Origin of the sequence: Candidatus Pelagibacter communis (assembly GCF_001180105.1) — a bacterium.
Lineage (GTDB): Bacteria > Pseudomonadota > Alphaproteobacteria > Pelagibacterales > Pelagibacteraceae > Pelagibacter > Pelagibacter ubique_K.
Genome location: NZ_CVSO01000002.1, coordinates 141156 through 159068 on the forward strand (window position 1 = coordinate 141156; position 17913 = coordinate 159068).

A 17913-nucleotide genomic window follows, 5' to 3' on the forward strand; every position below is an offset into this window, starting at 1 on the left:
ATGAGTAATTTAGATAGCCATTATAAACCGAGTAACTTTAGTGATAAGGTAGCTTTATCTTTCACAAAATTCTTAAGGTTCCTTGCAGATACTTTTTTTAAGAAAAGGTACGGTCATAGAGCTGTTGTATTAGAAACTGTAGCAGCAGTTCCAGGTATGGTTGCTGGAATGTTAATCCATTTAAAATCTCTTAGAAAGATGGAAGATGACAAAGGGTGGATCAAAACTCTTCTAGATGAAGCTGAAAACGAAAGAATGCACTTAATGACCTTCATACATATCGCTAAACCAACTTTTATAGAAAGAATTGTAATAATGATTGCACAGTTTATTTTCATAATTACTTATGCAATTATTTATTTAGTTTCTCAAAGAACCGCACATAGAATTGTTGGTTATTTTGAGGAAGAAGCTGTCAGAAGTTACACAGAATATTTACATGAATTAGAAACTGGCAAAATTAAAGATCAACCTGCTCCAGAAGTTGCAATTAATTATTGGAACTTACCTTTGCATGCAACATTAAAAGATGTTGTAAAAGTTATTAGAGATGATGAGGCAGGACATAGAGATGTAAATCACAGTTTTGCTGACGTTATTGATGAGAGAAAAACTAAAGAAAAAGTTAAATTAACTGATAAAGAAATAAGTACAAAAGAGAATTTAGAGGCAAAGAATTAATTAATAATGAATAAAATTTTTACATACCTATCTATTTTTTTTATTTTTACGTCGGCTTCATTTGCAGACAAAAATATGATGATTGGTTCAAAAGGAAAACTTTCTGAAGTAGATAGAACAATCAAAGTGAAGATGTATGATAATTATTATGAACCAAAATCATTTAATATTAAAAAAGGTGAAACGATAAAGTTCGAAGTAGTTAACGCAGGCAACCTTGTCCACGAATTTAATATTGCTAATGCAATGATGCATAAAAAACACCAGCCAGAAATGGAAAGAATGGTTGAGAATGAAATTTTATTAGCTGACTCTATTGATAGAGAGAAAATGAAGAAAATGGCAAAAATGGACAAAGCGATGGGTCACTCACATAGTAATAGTGTTCTTTTAGCTCCAAATGAAAAAGGAGATTTAATTTGGAAGTTTGACAATGCAATGAATATTGAAATTGCTTGTAATGTGCCTGGCCATTATCAAATTGGAATGGTAGCTAACGTAGACTTAAAATAATTTTTAGTGAGTTCAGAAAGTTTATCTTTTAATTGGTCGTGTAAACACACATGGAAAAGAAGTGCAAAAAATACTGCATGGTGTTTACTTGGATGCTCTATTGGTGATTTTGGAACAATCTTATTTTTTCAATTAACTAAAATTTCATTTCCAGTTCTTGGAATAATGACTTTAGCAATTATCAATGGATTAATCACAAGTATAATTTTGGAAACAGTTATACTTATGAGACAAAATTTTGATTTTAAAAAAGCATTCAATACGGCAATAGGGATGAGTTTTATATCTATGATCAGTATGGAAGTTGCAATGAATTTAACAGATTATCTTTTAACAGGTGGAGCAATATTAACTTGGTGGGTTGTTCCGTTAATGTTGATCGTAGGATTTGTTACACCTTGGCCTTATAATTATTGGAGATTAAAAAAGTTTAATATAGCTTGCCACTAATTGGAATAACCATATTTTCTAAGTCTTACATCACCAGTTCTTGCATGCGCTTCCATTCCTTCATATCTTGAAATTCTTGCAGCTGCAGCACCAACTTCTTTTGTAGATTCTTTAGTCATTCTTTGAAAACTTAGTGTCTTAATAAACTTACCTACAAATAAACCGCCAGTATATTTTCCAGCTCCTTTAGTGGGCAATATGTGGTTAGTACCTGAACATTTATCACCATAAGCAACAGTAGTTTCTTCACCTATAAATAATGATCCATAATTTTTTAATTTTTCATGGAACCATTTTAAATTTTTTGTTTGTAACTCTAAGTGTTCAGGAGCATAATCGTCACTAACTTTGACCATTTCTTCATTAGTATCACACAAAATAACTTCACCATAATCTCTCCACGCTGCTTCAGCACTTAATCTTGGAACCTCTGGCAATTCTTCAATTAATTCAGGAACTCTTTTCATAACTGCATCAGCTAATTTTTGACTTGTTGTATATAACCAAGCAGGTGAGTTATAACCGTGCTCAGCTTGTCCTACTAAGTCAACTGCAACAATTTCAGGATCTGCAGTTTCATCAGCTATAATTCCAATCTCTGTCGGTCCAGCAAATAAATCAATACCAACTTTACCAAACAAAATTCTTTTAGCTTCAGCAACAAATTGATTTCCAGGTCCAACTAAAATATCTGCTGGTGCATTACCAAATAAACCGTAAGTCATTGCAGCTATCGCTGGTACACCACCTAAATTTAAAATTACATCTGCACCACATAAGTCTGCTGTATAAATTATAGAAGGGTGTGCGCCTGTATTCTCTTTTGGTGGACTGCATGCGATGATGTTTTTAACTCCAGCTACTTTTGCGGTAGTCACACTCATCACAGCTGAAGCAATGTGCGCATATCTACCACCGGGTATATAACATCCAGCTGTATTTACTGGTACTAGTTTTTGTCCAGCATATAATCCATTTGAAAGCTCTACTTCAAAGTCTTGTCCGTAATTTTTTAATTGAGCTTCAGCAAATTTTTTAACTCTATCGTAAGAAAATCTAATGTCGTCTTTAGTCTTTTGATCTAATTTTTTTTTAATCTCTTCAATTTTTTCTTTAGATACGATTATTTCACCATCATATTTATCAAATTTTTTTGTTAATTCTTTGCAACCTTCTTCTTTTGATTTTTCAAGTTCTTTTAAAAGATTTTGAACAATCTCTTTAGTTTTAGTGTCATCCGTTGAAGCTGTTTTAGTTGCTTTTTTTAAATATTTAATTGTCATTTATATAAATTTATATTTCATTCTTAATCTAATGCAACAACTGCAGCAGCTATAGAAGCTAGCCTTGCAACTGCCTCATCCGATCTACTTGTAATAACTACAGGAACTTTCCCACCAACTACAACTCCTGCTGCGCACGCTCCCATAAAATAAATCATCATTTTAACCAAAGCATTTCCAGTTTCTACACTTGGTACCAAAAGAACATCAGCATCTCCTGCAACAATATTCTTTATTCCTTTAATACTAGCTGATTTTTTAGAAATACAATTATCAAATGCCAAAGGTCCAAAAACATCAGCATCTAATTTTTCTTTCTTTGATAATTCAGTAATTTCTTTTGCTTCCATTGAACTTTGTATACTATCAAGAACTTCTTCTGTAGCTGATAAGACTGCAACTTTAGGTCTATTGTTTCCAATCCTTTTTGAAAAACCGATAACGTTTTTTAAAATATGCATTTTAGTTTTAACATTTGGCATAACATTTAAAGCACCATCAGTTATAATTAGAGGTTTGTCCTCTTTGTCCAATGTCATATGCCATATATGACTTAGTCTAGTTTTTCCTAAAAGCTGATATTCTCTTTTTAAAACTTCTTTCATTAATATATCTGTGTGAATATGACCTTTAACAATAATTTTGATCTTTCCTGCTTTTGCTAATTTAGCAGCTACGATTGCAGTATTATTTTCTACTGGCTCATGAATAATTTCATACTGAGAAATATCAAACTTAATTTCTTCAGCACATTTTTGAATTTCTTGTTTGTCTCCAATGAAAATTGGTTTAATCAAATTTTCTTTAACAGCGTCCATTACTGAAAGCATAGGCAAGGGTTTTCCAGCGTTTACAATCGCTGCGCTCACACCCTTCTTTTTGCTAGCTGCATCCAAAAGATTGTTAGGACACACTATTTGCTTATCTGAAATCATTAAAAATCTTATATTTGTTTTTATAATGAGTATAAAGGAATTTGAGCATATTTGTGGTAATATAAAGAGTGGAAATCGTAACAAAAATAACACCGATAATCCTTGCATTAATTATGCTTGGTTTAGGATTAGGTTTAAAACTTGAAGATTTTACAAGAGTATTAAAAACACCTAAAGATTTTATTGTTGGTTTTATTTCACAATTAATAATTCTTCCACTCGTTGCTTATTTACTAATTATAATTTTAAAAACACCTCCTGAAATTGCAATTGGAGTAATGATTATTGCATCAGCACCTGGAGGAGTTACCTCAAATATAATGACTAAATTTGCTGATGGGGATGTAGCATTATCAATTTCTTTAACGGCTGTAATAAGTTTATTAAGCATTATTACAGTCCCTTTTATAATTTTTACATCTGCAGATTTGTTTGGAATTATCAATATCTCAGAAAATATATCCATGATTGGTATCGCATTTAAGATGTTTTTAGTTGTTACTGTGCCAGTTATATTAGGAATGATTATAAGAAAATTTGCAGAAAATTTTGTGGCGTCAAAAGTAGAAATATTTAATAAACTTAATATTGTCTTGTTTGCAGTTTTTTTCTTTGCTGCATTTTATGAAGAAAGAGAAAACTTAATAAATTTATTGAAACAAGCAGGTCTTATAGCCTTACTTTTAAATGTTACCATGATGGTTATTGCTTTTTATCTTGGTAAAATTTTTGCATCAGGCGTTAAACAACTTAAGTGTATTGCTTTAGAGTGTGGCTTACAAAATGGAACTTTAGCACTGTTTGTTTCTACACAAATTTTTGGCTCTGATATATTATATGCAATTCCAACTGGTGCTTATGCTCTTATAATGTATATAACTGGATTTACTTTTGTTTTTTTATTAAGAAGAAGCGCTAATTAATTTATCTAAATCTTTTTTTATTTCTTTCGGTAAATTAATTTTCTTTTTAGAGTTTTTCGAAAATCTTTTTGCTTTATTTTCTCCAGGATAAGAAATTGAGGCAAAACCCTTAGCTCGCGGGAGCTTTTTTATAATTCTTATATTTTCTTTTATTCTTTTGATATAATTTTTTCCAATAAAGATATTGGGTTTTATAGCTAAAAATAAATGTCCAACATTTTGCGGTCCTCTAAAATCATCAAATGGGTCTCTGACTTTTCCGCCGTGAGCAGCTCCTGTAATTACTCCACTTAAGATATCAACCATCCATGCAAGACCCGATCCTCTAAAGCCTGCGATCGGAAGCTGAACTCCTTTTAAAGCTTTTTTAGCATCAGTGGTAGGGTTTCCATTTTTATCTAAGGCGACACCAGCAGGAATTTTTTTACCAAGTCTAGCAGCAACTCTTATAATACCTCTGTTAATCATTGAAACCGATGAGTCTAAAATAAATGGAACCTTTCCTCCTGAAGGAGTTCCAAAACAAATTGGATTAGTCCCAAACAAAGTTTTTTTTGCTCCATAAGGTGCTATTGCGGGTGGTGCATTAGTAAAGCACCAAACCATTAAATTTTTTTTAACTGCTTGTTCAACGTAATAACCTGACAAACCATAATGTCCCGAATTTTTTACACCGACTAATCCTATACCTGTCTTTATTGTATTTTTAATTAAAGTCTTAATAGCTGTATCTGCTGCAACAAATCCAATTGAATTGTTAGCATCAATAAAAGATATTGAGTTAGATATTTTTTTAATCTTAATTTTTGGTTTTGGGTTAATAACTTTTTTTTTAATTCTTTCACAATACATCTTAAGTCTTGATATACCATGACCATATGCACCGACATATTCAGCATTTATTAAGGCATCAGCACTTATTGATGCATGAGGGAGACTTAGTCCTCTTTTTTTTAAAATTTGGATAACAATTTTTTTTAGTTTTTTTCCATCAACCATAGACCATCCTGACCAAGAAAATAAATCTTTCCATTGACGGGATGAACCTGAATATCTCTAATTCTTCCAATTTGATTTTGAAATACAATTTCTTCTCGCACATTTTTAGTGTCAGAAAAATCAAGCTTTCTCAAAGACATATCTTTTAAAGATGTTACTAATGCTTGACCATTCCATTCTTTAAATTCATTACCTTTATAAATTGTTATTGCACTTGTTGCAATTGAAGGAACCCAATATTTAATAGCTTTTGTGTAACCAGGCATCCATTTTGGTCCTATCTTGGTTCCACTATAATTTGTTCCACCCCAACCTAATATTTTCCATCCATAATTTTCACTCTTCTTAATTTCTCCAAACCAATCACCGCCTTTAGCTCCGTGATTACTTGCATAAACTTTTTTATCAAAAGGAGATACCGTTAAACCTTGTGGGTTTCTTACACCAATTTGAAATATTTCGGGCAACCAATCTTTTTTATCTAAAAATTTAGGATTATCTTTTGGGATGCTCCCATCTAACTTAATTCTTATAATGCTTCCAGGATGTTGAGTTGGATCTTGCGCTATCATTCCTTTTCCTCTTTCACCAATGGATGCAAAAAGAAATTCATCTTTGACTGCTAGCCTAGAGCCAAAATGATAACCTGAGTTAATAGGGGGTTGAGCAACAAATATATTGTCAAATTTTAATTCTCCTCTATCTAAATTTGCTCTTGCAATAGAAGTGGTAGATTTGAATTTCCCGTGATCCTCTGAGTAGCTAACAAAAACAATCTCATCTTTATATAGAATATCTAATAATCCACCTTGGCCGTCCTCTAATATTTTTAAATTATGATTTACATCAGAAACATTCCCAGAGCCTAGTTCTATTAATTTAATTTTTCCTGACTTCTCAGTAATCAATAATTCTTTATTAGAGATGAAAGTTGAGCCCCAAGGAGCATCTAAATCTGTAATTTTATTTATTCTAAATTCTTGTGCTTCAGCAGATACTGAAAATATAAATAAAAATAGAATTAACCTTTTCCACGCCATGGAATAGTTTTATCTATTATTTTTCTCAATGTAACGTCGAATAATAGTCCCAGCATACCCATAATGAAAATAGTTATCCAAATAACTTCATATTGGAAATATTTTTTTGCGACATTTTCAACAAATCCAATTCCTGTAGTACCTGCTAAAAATTCTGCTGCAACAAGAGTTCCCCAACACATACCAACCGCTACTCTAATTCCTGTAAGAATTTCCGGTAAAGAGTTAGGAAAGATCACGTATCTTAAAATTTGTTTTTTAGATGCACCAAGTGAGTGAGCTGCATGAATTTTAGAAAGCTGAGTTCCAGATGCACCAGCTCGTGCAGAAATAATCATAATTGACAATGAGACCATAAATAATAAAAACACTTTTCCAGTGTTATCAATACCTAGAACTGAAATGATTAAAGGAGCCCATGCTAATGGTGGTACAGGTCTGTAAAGTTCAATTAAAGGATCAAAAAAACCTTTAGCAAATCTATTTAAACCCATAAACAATCCAAGTGGAACTCCAATTAAAATTCCAAAAATAAGTCCTAAAAAAACTCTTAAAAATGAGTCCCAAATATGCCCGTAAGGAACAGGAATTTTAAATAATTTGAAATCTCCTGTAACAACTTTAAGAACTCTTCCTTTAAAGTTTTGTTCAACCACACCATCTTTAGTATGAATAGGGTATTCACCTGGAAGAACGTCAGCAATCCAATCAGGTAAAATGAATCCAATTATTTTACTTACATCCATCATGTCAATCCAAAGTAAAGGTATATTTTTGTAACCGACACTTGGTTTTGACATTAAGATAAATTTATTAAGAGTATCTGATGGTTTAGGTAACCATCTTCCAGAACCCTGTTCAGAACAACTCGTTCCACTTGATACAATTGTTCCCGCAGGGAATAAAAACATATCTACAAACCTTAATCCACCTTGTTCAGATTTTTGAACATTATCGAATTCAACAATTGCATTTTGCATTTCATTGAGTGCATTTGGCGGATAGATACTTGCAAACTCTATTCTTCTTGCGATTTTAACAATATTTTTTGCAAAGGTAGAAGCTACTTCTTCTGTATCGTCTAAGCCACCTCTGTATTCTTTAATTTTATCTTTTAAAGCTTTTATAGAATTTTTGAATTGTGGATTGTGATTTCTTAATTTAAAGAATTTATCATTTATAATCTCAAGCTCTTTTGCAGCAGCATCAAATTTTAGACCTTTATTAGTTGCTGGAACTAAAGGTACCTCAATTGTATTTTCGATTGAACCTGTACCAGATTGAACTTTTGTGATACCCCAACCACCTTCTTCAGATACTGCTTTTAATCTTTCACTTTTTTGTTCATCAGTTTCAAATGGGTAATCATTCTTTTTAAAATTAGAGGTTAAAAGTCTTATTTCTTCAGTCATCTCTTTAATCTTAATTTTTGTGTCTGTTTCCATTAAATTTTCGTTTGTTAGTAATGGAATTAACTGTCTCGTCTCGTTGATAAATCCAACTAAAGTTGTTTTCTGTGGACTACTTAAGTCTGGGGAGCTTTGTATTTCGTTAGTAATTATTTGAAGGTTTTTATTTTCAATTTTTATTATTGAAGTACTTTTAAATTCTCTCTCCTCTATTGGAAACTGATACTTTAGACCTAAAAGAGATTCATTTACTTTAGCTACCTGACATAATTCATTAGCAGATTTAGGATAAAAACCTTTCGCTATATCCCAAGAATAATATAACCAAATTAAAAGTATCGCACTACTTCCAACAATAATCCAATGCGTTCCACCTTTTGCTCTTTCAGGGTTACCAAATACAGCGTCAACTTTTTCTGTTCGAATTAATCTTCTTCCGTAAAGAATACATCCGACAATCGATACTAATATTAATATTGTAATAAATTGGGTAAACATTTAATTATCTTTCCCCATTATTTCCTCTTCCATATTCCATATCATGGATAGTATTTCTTCTCGTTTTGATGAAAATTCTTTATTCTTTTTAATTTCTCTTAAATCTTCTTTTAAACCCATTTCTGCAAATGGAAGTTTATATTCTTTATGAATTCTACCTGGTCTTGGCGCCATGACATATAATCTTTCACCCAATAACAAAGCTTCTTCAACTGAGTGAGTAATTAAGATAATTGTTTTTCCAGTTTCTTTCCAAATTTTTAAAACAAGTGATTGCATTTTTTCTCTAGTTAAAGCATCTAATGCACCTAAAGGTTCATCCATTAAAATTAAATCTGGGTCATTAATTAAACATCTTGCAAGCGCAACTCTTTGCTGCATACCACCTGACAATTGATAAGTAGGAGTATTTCCAAAACCTTTAAGACCAACTATTTCTAACCACTCATCAACTTTTTTTTGAGTTTCATCCGGATCTTTTTTCTTCATTCTTAATCCAAAGTTGACATTTTCAGAAACAGTTAACCATTCAAATAAAGCACCTTGTTGAAATACCATCCCTCTATCAACTCCAGGACCATTAATTTCATTTGAACCTAAAGTGATTGTTCCTGATGTAGGTCTAATAAAACCAGCTGCAATATTTAATAAAGTTGTTTTTCCACATCCTGATGGACCGAGAACTGTTAATAGTTCTCCTTTTTTAATTGTGAAATTTAAATCTTTTAATGCATGAACAGTTTCTCCTTTAGGAGATTTAAAGATCATATTTAGATTTTGAGAAACTAAATCACTCATATCAAGACCTTACATTAAAATTTGTGTAAAAAAAATAGGCACCAATTAAAAAAATTGGCGCCTATTTAATTCTATTTAACCTTCTGATTATAAAGGTAAGAAACTAGTGTCTACGTTTCCTCTTGGTGTTCCCATTCCTTTTAAGAATGCATCAAGATTTCCTTTAGTCATAGATTGCTTAGTCTCTGCTGGTGTTAAAAATTTGAAACCACTTAAAGTTTCTTTCATATCACCAACTTTCATTTCAGAAGCTTTAGACATTGCGTTCATGTCGCTTTTGCCAGCTCTGTATCTGTCATTAGCTTCATGAGTTACTTCAATAAAAGTTCTTAGCATTTCAGGATTTTCCTTCATGAACTTAGTAGTTACTGAAGTAATATCTATTCCTAAGATACCAGCGTCTCTTGCTTCTTGAACTGTAAGTAATCTTGTTCCAACAGCTGTTGCAGCTTTAATTGAATTACCACCGAACAAACATGCCATTACAACATCACCACTTACTAATGCAGCAGCACCTTCTTCAGGGTCCATTTGAATGATATCCATTTTTTTTCTGTCTGCACCAACAACTTTCATACTTTCATCAAAAACGTATTCAGCCATTGTTCCTAGCGGTACAGCAACTTTTTTACCTTCAAGTTCAGTAGCATTAGCTTTTGTAATACCTGAAGCGTTTGAAGTTACACAAGTTGTTCCACCCATTCCATATTCCATAGCTATATCTACAAGCTTGATAGGTGCTTTAGATTTAACTGCGTTTATGAAAGGTACTAAACCTTGTGAGTAAGAAATATCGATGTCTCCCGCTAACATAGCGTCAGTCATTGCTCCACCGTTTGTGAAGTTAGTCCACTTAACTGGTACACCTAAAGCTTTAGCAAAATTTTTCTTCTGCATGTCCTCTAGGTTTGGACTAGGCCATTCTAAAAAGTAAGCAACTCTAACTTCTTTTGCAGCTGAATTAGCAACTGAAATAGTCAAGTTAAGAGCTAAGATACTTCCAAGAATAAAACTTAGTATTTTTCTCATTTATTCCTCTCCTTATTTAAATTTATAAGCGGTATTTAAGTTGAAAATAGATCCAATGTAAATGAAGTTGTTAACAGGAATGGGTGTCAAAATAGACTATTCAATTTTTGGTTGTACTGCTATAATAGATTTTTATAGTTAATTAATATTAATTAGTCTAAAGATTAGGAATTAAAAAAATGAGTCAAAAACCTTCAATACCAAATTCGCTTAACGAACATTGGATGCCATTTACATCCAATAAAGATTTTAAAGAAAGACCAAGATTAATAACAGAAGCAAAAGGCGTTTATTTAAAAAATCATGAAGGTAATACTCAAATAGATGCAAGCTCAGGATTATTCTGTAATCCTTTAGGTCATGGCAGACAAGAAATTATAGATGCAATATCAAATCAATTAAAAACTTTAGACTATGCTCAACCGTTCCAACAAGGTTTTGGTGGATCGTTTGAACTAGCAACAAGAATTTCAAAACACACACCAGGAAATTTAAATAGAATTTTTTATACAATATGTGGATCAACTGCAGTTGAAACAGCAATTAAAATTGCAATCGCTTATCATAAAGCTAGAGGTGAAGGACATAGATTCAGATTTGTTGGAAGAGAAAGAGCTTACCACGGAATGAATATAGGAGCGACATCAGTTGGTGGAATGATTAACAACGTAAAAACTTTTGCAAGTGTATTGATGCCAGGTGTTGTTCACATGAGACACACTCATTTACCAGAACACAAATTTGTATCGGGTCAGCCTGAAACAGGAGCAAATATGGCTGAGGACTTAGAAAGAATATGTACAAACTTCGGCGCAGAAAATATAGCAGCATGTATTGTTGAGCCTATTGCTGGATCAACTGGAACACTAGTTCCTCCAAAAGGATATTTGCAAAAACTTAGAGAAATTTGTGACAAGCACGGAATACTTTTAATTTTTGATGAAGTTATAACTGGTTGGGGCAGAACTGGTTCTGCTTTTGGTGCACAAGAGTTTGGTGTTACTCCAGATATAATGACTATGGCGAAAGCTACAACAAATGGAATTGTTCCAATGGGTGTAGTTGCAAGTAAAGAAGAAATTTACGATACAATAATGGACTCAGCTCCAAAAGGAACAATTGAATTGTTTCATGGTTATACTTATTCAGGTATTCCAATTTCAGTTGCAGCTGCTTTAGCAGTTCAAGATATATTTGAAAAAGAAGATATTTTTAAAAGAGTAAAAGAATTATCACCATATTTCCAAGAAGGTTTGATGTCTTTAAAAGATTTAGAGGCAGTAGAAAATATTAGAGGATATGGAATGATGGGTGGAATTGATATGAAGATGGATCAAAAACCTGGAAGAGCAGGTTTAACAACTTTCAAACATTGTTATGATGCAGGTGTAAACTTTAAAGCCACAGGTGATTGTTTAATTATTGCACCAATGTTTATATCTGAGAAAAAACATATTGATGAAATAATTGAAAAACTAAGAACTGGTATTAGCAATTATTCTAAAAGTAAAAAAAATTAATTTTCTAAATGAAAATTGGCGTTCCAAAAGAAATAAAACCACAAGAAAATAGAATTGGATTAACCCCTGATAGTGTAAAAACTTTAGTAGGTGAGGGTCACGAAGTTTTAGTTGAGTACAATGGTGGGTTTGAAGCAGGTTTTGATAATGATCAGTACACTAAAGCTGGAGCAAAAATTGCAAAAACTGCTGGTGATATTTTTAATGATGCAGACATAATTGTAAAAGTAAAAGAGCCTCAAAAAGTTGAGGTGGATATGTTAAGAGAAAATCAAATTCTTTATACTTATCTTCATTTAGCAGCTGCAAAAGAGCTTACTGAAGGATTAATTAAATCTAAAAGTGTCAATATTGCTTATGAAACTGTTACAGATGATAATGGTAGACTTCCATTACTTGCACCAATGAGCGCGGTCGCTGGGCGTATGTCAGTTCAAGCGGGAGCACATTGTTTAGAAAAAAATCAAAAGGGTAGAGGTATTTTGTTAGGTGGTGCACCAGGCGGCGAACCAGCAAATGTATTAATTCTTGGAGGTGGAGTAGTAGGAGAGAATGCTGCAATTATTGCAACAGGTATGAGAGCAAAAGTTCACATAGTTGATAAGTCTGAAGAAAGATTAAAACAATTAGTTAAAATGTTTGGTGATAAAATTATTCCAGAACAAAGTGATAAAGTTGATTTAAATAAGTTAGTTTCTGAGGCAGATCTATTAGTTGGTGGTGTTTTAATCCCTGGTGCAGAAGCTCCAAAATTAGTTACTAAAGATATGCTTAAATTAATGAAAAGAGGGTCTGTAATAGTTGATGTTGCAATTGATCAAGGTGGGTGCGTTGAAACAAGTAAACCAACCACTCATGGAGACCCGACATATATAGTAAATGATGTTGTTCATTATTGCGTTGCTAATATGCCAGGTGGAGTTCCCAGAACTTCTACATTTGCATTAAATAAAGCAACTCTTCCATACTTAATAAAATTAGCAAATAAAGGTTATCAAAAAGCTTTAGGTGAAGATAAAAACTTTTTAGCAGGACTTAATGTTCACAAAGGCCATGTGACTTATAAAGCTGTTGCAGATGTTTTTGGTCATGAATATGTTAGTGCAGGAGAAGCTATCAAAAATTAATTAGATGAGTAAAAAAATACCTAGTAGCACAAAAGTTGTTGTTATTGGTGGCGGGGTTGTTGGATGTTCTTGCGCTTACCATTTAGCAAAATTTGGATGGAAAGATGTTATTCTTTTAGAAAGAGATAAACTAACTTCAGGAACTACTTGGCATGCTGCAGGATTAGTCAGTCAATTAGGACCCTCTGCAACAATTACAAAAATAAGAAAATATTCTTTAGATTTATATAAAGAACTTGAAAAGAAAGTAGATCACTCAGCAGGACTTCGTTTAAATGGCGCAATGTCTATTGCCCAAGAAGAAGGTAGATGGCAGGAATTAAAAAGACAAGCAACAACTGCTCAACTTTTTGATGTTGATGTTCAAATTTTAAATAAAGATCAAATTAAAGAAAAAGTTCCATTAATTAAAAATGATGATTTACTTGGAGGCATTTTAATGCCTGGTGACGGATCAGGTGACCCATCTGGAATAACTCAATTACTTGCTAAAGCTGCAAGAGCAGAGGGAGCCAAAATTTTTGAAGACTCACCTGTTGAAGATATTTTAGTTAAAAATAAAAGAATTGAAGGTGTAGTTGTAAATGGAGAAAAAATTGAGTGTGAATATATTGTTTTAGCAACAGGGATGTGGTCAAGACAAATTGGAGAAAAATTAGGTATAAGTATTCCATTATATCCTGCAGAACATTTTTATGTAATTACTGAACCAATTAAAGAAGTACCAAAAGATTTACCAGTGATAAGAGATTTTGATAGTAGAACTTATTTTAAAGAAGATGCAGGAAAATTACTTTTAGGAATATTTGAAGGAAAATCTATTCCTGCATTTGATAAAACTAATAAAGTTCCAGAGGATTTTTCTTTCGGCGAGTTTCCAGAAAATCTTGAGCATTTCGAGCCATACTTAAATGCATGCATGAAAAGATTTCCCATTTTAGAAAAAACAGGAATTAGAAAGTTTTTTGCAGGACCAGAATCTTTTACACCAGATACGAATACTTTGTTAGGCGAAGTTCCTGAAGTTAAAAATTTTTTTGTTTGTTGTGGTTTGAATAGTATTGGAATAGCAAGTGCAGGAGGTGTTGGTAAAGTTACAGCTGAATGGATGATGAACGGTCATATTAATGAAGACATCTTTAGTTATGACATTAAAAGATTTCAAAAATTTCACTCTGGTATTAATTTTATTAAAGAAAGAGTAACTGAAACACTTGGTGATTTATATGGAATGCATTGGCCGTATAAACAACATAAAACTTCAAGAAATGTAATTACACTTCCTTATCATGAAAGATTAAAAGATAATGGAGCATGTTTTGGGGTTTCTGGCGGTTATGAAAGACCAATGTGGTTTTCAAAGGATGAAAAAAATAAAGATTACAAATATAGTTACAATTATCAAAATTGGTATCCAAGTGCTGAATTTGAAACAAAAAATGCTAGATCAAATGTTGGTTTATTTGAATTATCTCCATTTTCAAAATTCGATTTAAAAGGCGAAAAAGTACATGAAGAATTACAAATTTTATGTACAGCTAATATCCCAAATGAACCTGGTAAAATTAAATATACACAAATGTTAAATGCAGATGGTGGAATTGAAACTGACTTAACTGTTATTTGTGTTGAAAAAAATTATTTTAGAATTGTTTCTTCAGCTGCAAATAGAGAGCATGATAAATTTCATATTTTAAAGCATATTTCTAAAGATGTGAAATTAACAGATGTTACAGAAGATTATTGTTGTTTAGGTTTATTTGGACCAAAAAGCAGAGAAATGATTTCCTCAATCAGTTCTGACGATTTCTCTAATGAAAACTTTAAATTTGGTACAGCTAAATTAGTTAAAATAGATGATGTAGAAGTATGGGCTCAAAGAATTTCATATGTAGGAGAATTAGGCTTTGAACTCTATGTAAAAAAAGAAAATGCATTAAAACTTTTTGATATTTTAATGGATAAAGGAAAAACTTATAAAATTTCTCTTTGTGGAATGCATGCTATGGATATTATGAGGATGGAAAGTGGTTATTTACATTGGGGCCACGATATTTCACCTGAAGAAAACCAATTTGAGGCAGGTTTAAACTTTGCTGTCAGTTTTAAAAAGAATATGAATTTTATTGGAAGAGCTGCTTTAGAAAAGAAGCGAGATAAAAAGGACTATAAGAAATTTAAAATGCTCATTTTGAACAATTCTAAAGAAGGAGCACCTCTTCTACTTCATGATGAACCAATTTATTTAAAAGATAAGATTGTGGGTCGTACAACCTCTGGCTGCTATTCTTTTAATTATAATAAAAATTTAGCATTTGGTTATATTAATTCTGGTCTAAGAAGTGACCAAATCGATAAACAAGCCTTTGAAATAGAGGTTGAGAAAAAAAAATACCCTGCATCTGTGATCACCCGACCTCTTAATGACAAAAAGCTTAGCTCTTTGTAGGACCATTTTGGACAAAACTCAAAAATGTACAACTCATTTTGAACAACGCTTTTCTTGAAAGATCGAATCGGGTGGTGTTAAATAACCTTCATGAGTGGGGAAACATCTAGTTACGATCAACAAGTAGAGCTTAAAAAAACGCCAAACATCAAAGTTGATATCAACGATTTGCTATCAAGAGTAAGAGACGAGAAGAAAAAAGAAAGAAAAGAAAATCTTTTATTTCTCGGTCTAATTGGTTCAGTGATAGTGATTACTGGTATAATTGCGTCTCTTTAATTAAATACTGTCAAATTTAACAATTTCGTTAACATTTTAATAAATCTTTCTTCATTAGTTTTATTAATATCACGAACTGCTTTTAAGGTAACATCTTTTTCAATAGTATTTGTATCCAATTTTGGCAACCCGAATAAAAGATAAAGATTATTTTTATCTTTTTTAAGCAATTTTCTTTTAATCAAACCATTTAATTTTCTAAGTGCTGTAGGCCTTGGTATTCCTGATAGCTCAGATATAGTCATAGCATTTAAACCTTGGTTCCCCCAATTATTAATTTTTTCAACGTAATTATCTGATGTTAATTCTGGACTCATATTTTCTTTAAAACCTTTATTCATTACAAGATTTTGATTATAAGCGCACTGAGCCCAGATAGACCAAGTCTCTATATCTCCAAAAAATTTTTTCCAACCTACAATAGTTGGTATTTGAAATTCAAAAAAAATATTCCAAATTTGTGTAAAACTATCTCTTATCTTTTTATCTAAAACAGAGTTTTCAACTTTTTTGTCTAAATAACCTGCTTGACTTAGAAATTCTGTAAATCTTGAAAGTAATCTAGACATGTTTCGTATCGAGTCTTTAGGTTTTTGATATTCTTGCCCTTTACGATTAATCATTATTCTTTTTTTATCTTTCTTAATAGCTCCATCTCTTTCCATTTCTAAAATTTTTCTTCTAGTTGTTTCCTTTGAAATTATTAATTCCCTTGATAAATCAATTACATTTATTTTCGGTATTTCATAAGTTTCTTTTGCATAAAACTCATCAAATGAATTTTTGATCTGATAATCACCGTATGCTTTAAAAGTTTTGTGTACTAGATGAATTAAAATTAAATACTTATCAAAGTCTTTAAATCTATTATAAGCAGCATGAAGCCATTGTTGTTGGAAATAAAATCTTTCTGTAACGATATAATTAAAATTTTTGTGATAGACAGATCTAATTTGTTCTTCTTGAATTTGATTTGAAAATTTTAACTCTCTTAATGACATTTTTAATTATTTACGCAAATAATCCTAAAATTTTTGATTTAGCAACCCCAAAATGAACAAAAATGCCTTGAATTTTATTTTTTTTCGTTCATAAAGCTCATGAGGGAATTGTGGAATTTGTAAAAACCGTTGGACCACTTGGCATGATTTTTATCATGTTTTCTTTAGGTCTTAATTTATCTTATAAAGATTTCTTTGAGGTATTAAAAAAGCCAAGAAATCTTATAGTTGCACTTATATGTCAAATGATAATGCTTCCTTTAATTGGAATTATCATTATTTCCTTCTTCCCGATGCAAGCTGAATTTCAACTTGGAGTATTTTTATTATTAATTTTACCTTCAGCAGTAATGTCTAACTATGCGACCAAACTTGTAAAAGGAAACGTAGCTTTATCAATAACAATAACCTCAATTTGTGGATTGGTATCATTTATAACAATTCCGATGTTTTTAAAGATTTATGCAGCATTCTTTTCGTCAGTAGAATTTGATCTGAATCTTTTAAAATTTTCCGTGAGAATGTTTTTATTTATAGCTTTACCAACATTTGTAGGAATCCTAGTTAGGGGAAACTTCAAAAGATTCTCTGAGCAAAATAATTTAAAATTTGATAGAGCAGCTCTTGCTTTATTCATAATTATTTTATTAGTTGCCATATTTACAGAGCAGGGAAATTTAGGTGGTTATTTTGCTGATGCGGGAGCAATTGCTTTTGTAGTAATAATATCAGTTTTATCATCGGTTTATCTCATCACCAGCTACACCTTAAGAGATGTAAGGGTAAAAAGAACTATTATGATTGAAGCTATGTTGCAAAATGGCGCAATGGGCTTTATCGTTGGAGCACAATTATTTCATGAGATTGAATATATCACACCGATAGCAATTTATGCTTTGATACAATACGTTGCTTTAATGTTTTATATTGGTAATATAAATATTACTAAAATCACTTCGAAATAATTTAATTTTACTAT

17 protein-coding genes are annotated in these 17913 nt (G+C 31.7%); 9 read left to right on the forward strand and 8 right to left on the reverse strand.

Annotated features, from left to right (window positions below; genetic code table 11):
• The 3 genes from AMN84_RS00770 to AMN84_RS00780 are packed head-to-tail and all read left to right on the forward strand — an operon-like array spanning nucleotide 1 to nucleotide 1644.
• Nucleotides 1-681: an alternative oxidase gene (locus tag AMN84_RS00770; RefSeq protein ID WP_075482497.1), complete on the forward strand. Its 681-nt coding sequence runs from the start codon at nucleotides 1-3 to the stop codon at nucleotides 679-681.
• Nucleotides 682-687: 6 nt separating this feature from the next.
• Nucleotides 688-1194: a cupredoxin domain-containing protein gene (locus tag AMN84_RS00775; protein ID WP_082254941.1), complete on the forward strand. Its 507-nt coding sequence runs from the start codon at nucleotides 688-690 to the stop codon at nucleotides 1192-1194.
• A 6-nt stretch (nucleotides 1195-1200) separates the two neighbouring features.
• Nucleotides 1201-1644: a DUF4396 domain-containing protein gene (locus AMN84_RS00780; protein ID WP_075482499.1), complete on the forward strand. Its 444-nt coding sequence runs from the start codon at nucleotides 1201-1203 to the stop codon at nucleotides 1642-1644.
• Here the strand turns inward: AMN84_RS00780 and hisD are convergent.
• Nucleotides 1641-2927 (reverse strand): histidinol dehydrogenase, encoded by a 1287-nt coding sequence (gene hisD, locus AMN84_RS00785; RefSeq protein WP_075482501.1) that lies wholly within the window; start codon nucleotides 2925-2927, stop codon nucleotides 1641-1643. The two genes, AMN84_RS00780 and hisD, sit on opposite strands and share 4 nt — an antisense overlap.
• A 23-nt stretch (nucleotides 2928-2950) precedes the next feature.
• Nucleotides 2951-3862: a bifunctional enoyl-CoA hydratase/phosphate acetyltransferase gene (locus AMN84_RS00790; RefSeq protein ID WP_075482503.1), complete on the reverse strand. Its 912-nt coding sequence runs from the start codon at nucleotides 3860-3862 to the stop codon at nucleotides 2951-2953.
• A gap of 68 nt (nucleotides 3863-3930) precedes the next feature.
• Here AMN84_RS00790 and AMN84_RS00795 point away from each other — a divergent pair, with 68 nt between their 5' ends.
• Entirely contained in the window at nucleotides 3931-4785 is an 855-nt protein-coding gene (locus AMN84_RS00795; RefSeq protein WP_075482505.1) for a bile acid:sodium symporter family protein, read from the forward strand.
• Here the strand turns inward: AMN84_RS00795 and AMN84_RS00800 are convergent.
• From AMN84_RS00800 to AMN84_RS00820, 5 genes are all read right to left on the reverse strand, one after another.
• A complete protein-coding gene (locus AMN84_RS00800; protein ID WP_075482507.1) occupies nucleotides 4765-5784 on the reverse strand; it encodes an Ldh family oxidoreductase in 1020 nt (339 codons plus the stop codon). The two genes, AMN84_RS00795 and AMN84_RS00800, sit on opposite strands and share 21 nt — an antisense overlap.
• Complete coding sequence (locus tag AMN84_RS00805) at nucleotides 5763-6824, reverse strand: PQQ-dependent sugar dehydrogenase (RefSeq protein WP_075482509.1); 1062 nt, start codon at nucleotides 6822-6824, stop codon at nucleotides 5763-5765. Before AMN84_RS00805 ends, AMN84_RS00800 begins: the two co-directional genes overlap by 22 nt.
• A complete protein-coding gene (locus AMN84_RS00810; protein WP_075482511.1) occupies nucleotides 6806-8731 on the reverse strand; it encodes an ABC transporter permease in 1926 nt (641 codons plus the stop codon). Before AMN84_RS00810 ends, AMN84_RS00805 begins: the two co-directional genes overlap by 19 nt.
• On the reverse strand, nucleotides 8732-9529 hold the full coding sequence (locus AMN84_RS00815) for an ABC transporter ATP-binding protein (protein WP_179850672.1): 798 nt from the start codon (nucleotides 9527-9529) through the stop codon (nucleotides 8732-8734).
• 87 nt (nucleotides 9530-9616) lie between these two features.
• A complete protein-coding gene (locus AMN84_RS00820; RefSeq protein ID WP_075482513.1) occupies nucleotides 9617-10558 on the reverse strand; it encodes an ABC transporter substrate-binding protein in 942 nt (313 codons plus the stop codon).
• Between the two features lie 179 nt (nucleotides 10559-10737).
• Between AMN84_RS00820 and AMN84_RS00825 the strand changes: the two genes are divergently transcribed.
• The 4 genes from AMN84_RS00825 (at nucleotide 10738) to AMN84_RS00840 (ending at nucleotide 15933) form a co-directional block, all read left to right on the forward strand.
• Entirely contained in the window at nucleotides 10738-12078 is a 1341-nt protein-coding gene (locus AMN84_RS00825) for an omega-aminotransferase AptA (protein WP_075482515.1), read from the forward strand.
• 8 nt (nucleotides 12079-12086) lie between these two features.
• The gene (gene ald, locus AMN84_RS00830; protein ID WP_075482517.1) at nucleotides 12087-13205 is read left to right on the forward strand and encodes an alanine dehydrogenase; all 1119 of its coding nucleotides are present in this window, start codon (nucleotides 12087-12089) and stop codon (nucleotides 13203-13205) included.
• 4 nt (nucleotides 13206-13209) lie between these two features.
• A complete protein-coding gene (locus tag AMN84_RS00835; protein WP_075482519.1) occupies nucleotides 13210-15654 on the forward strand; it encodes a GcvT family protein in 2445 nt (814 codons plus the stop codon).
• A 90-nt stretch (nucleotides 15655-15744) separates the two neighbouring features.
• Nucleotides 15745-15933, forward strand: a complete 189-nt coding sequence (locus AMN84_RS00840; RefSeq protein WP_075482521.1) for a hypothetical protein — start codon at nucleotides 15745-15747, stop codon at nucleotides 15931-15933.
• Here AMN84_RS00840 and AMN84_RS00845 read toward each other — a convergent pair.
• A complete protein-coding gene (locus AMN84_RS00845) occupies nucleotides 15930-16934 on the reverse strand; it encodes a helix-turn-helix domain-containing protein (RefSeq protein WP_075482523.1) in 1005 nt (334 codons plus the stop codon). The genes AMN84_RS00840 and AMN84_RS00845 overlap by 4 nt on opposite strands.
• A 143-nt stretch (nucleotides 16935-17077) precedes the next feature.
• Between AMN84_RS00845 and AMN84_RS00850 the strand changes: the two genes are divergently transcribed.
• Complete coding sequence (locus tag AMN84_RS00850) at nucleotides 17078-17899, forward strand: bile acid:sodium symporter family protein (RefSeq protein WP_256998137.1); 822 nt, start codon at nucleotides 17078-17080, stop codon at nucleotides 17897-17899.
• Nucleotides 17900-17913 lie beyond the last annotated feature (14 nt).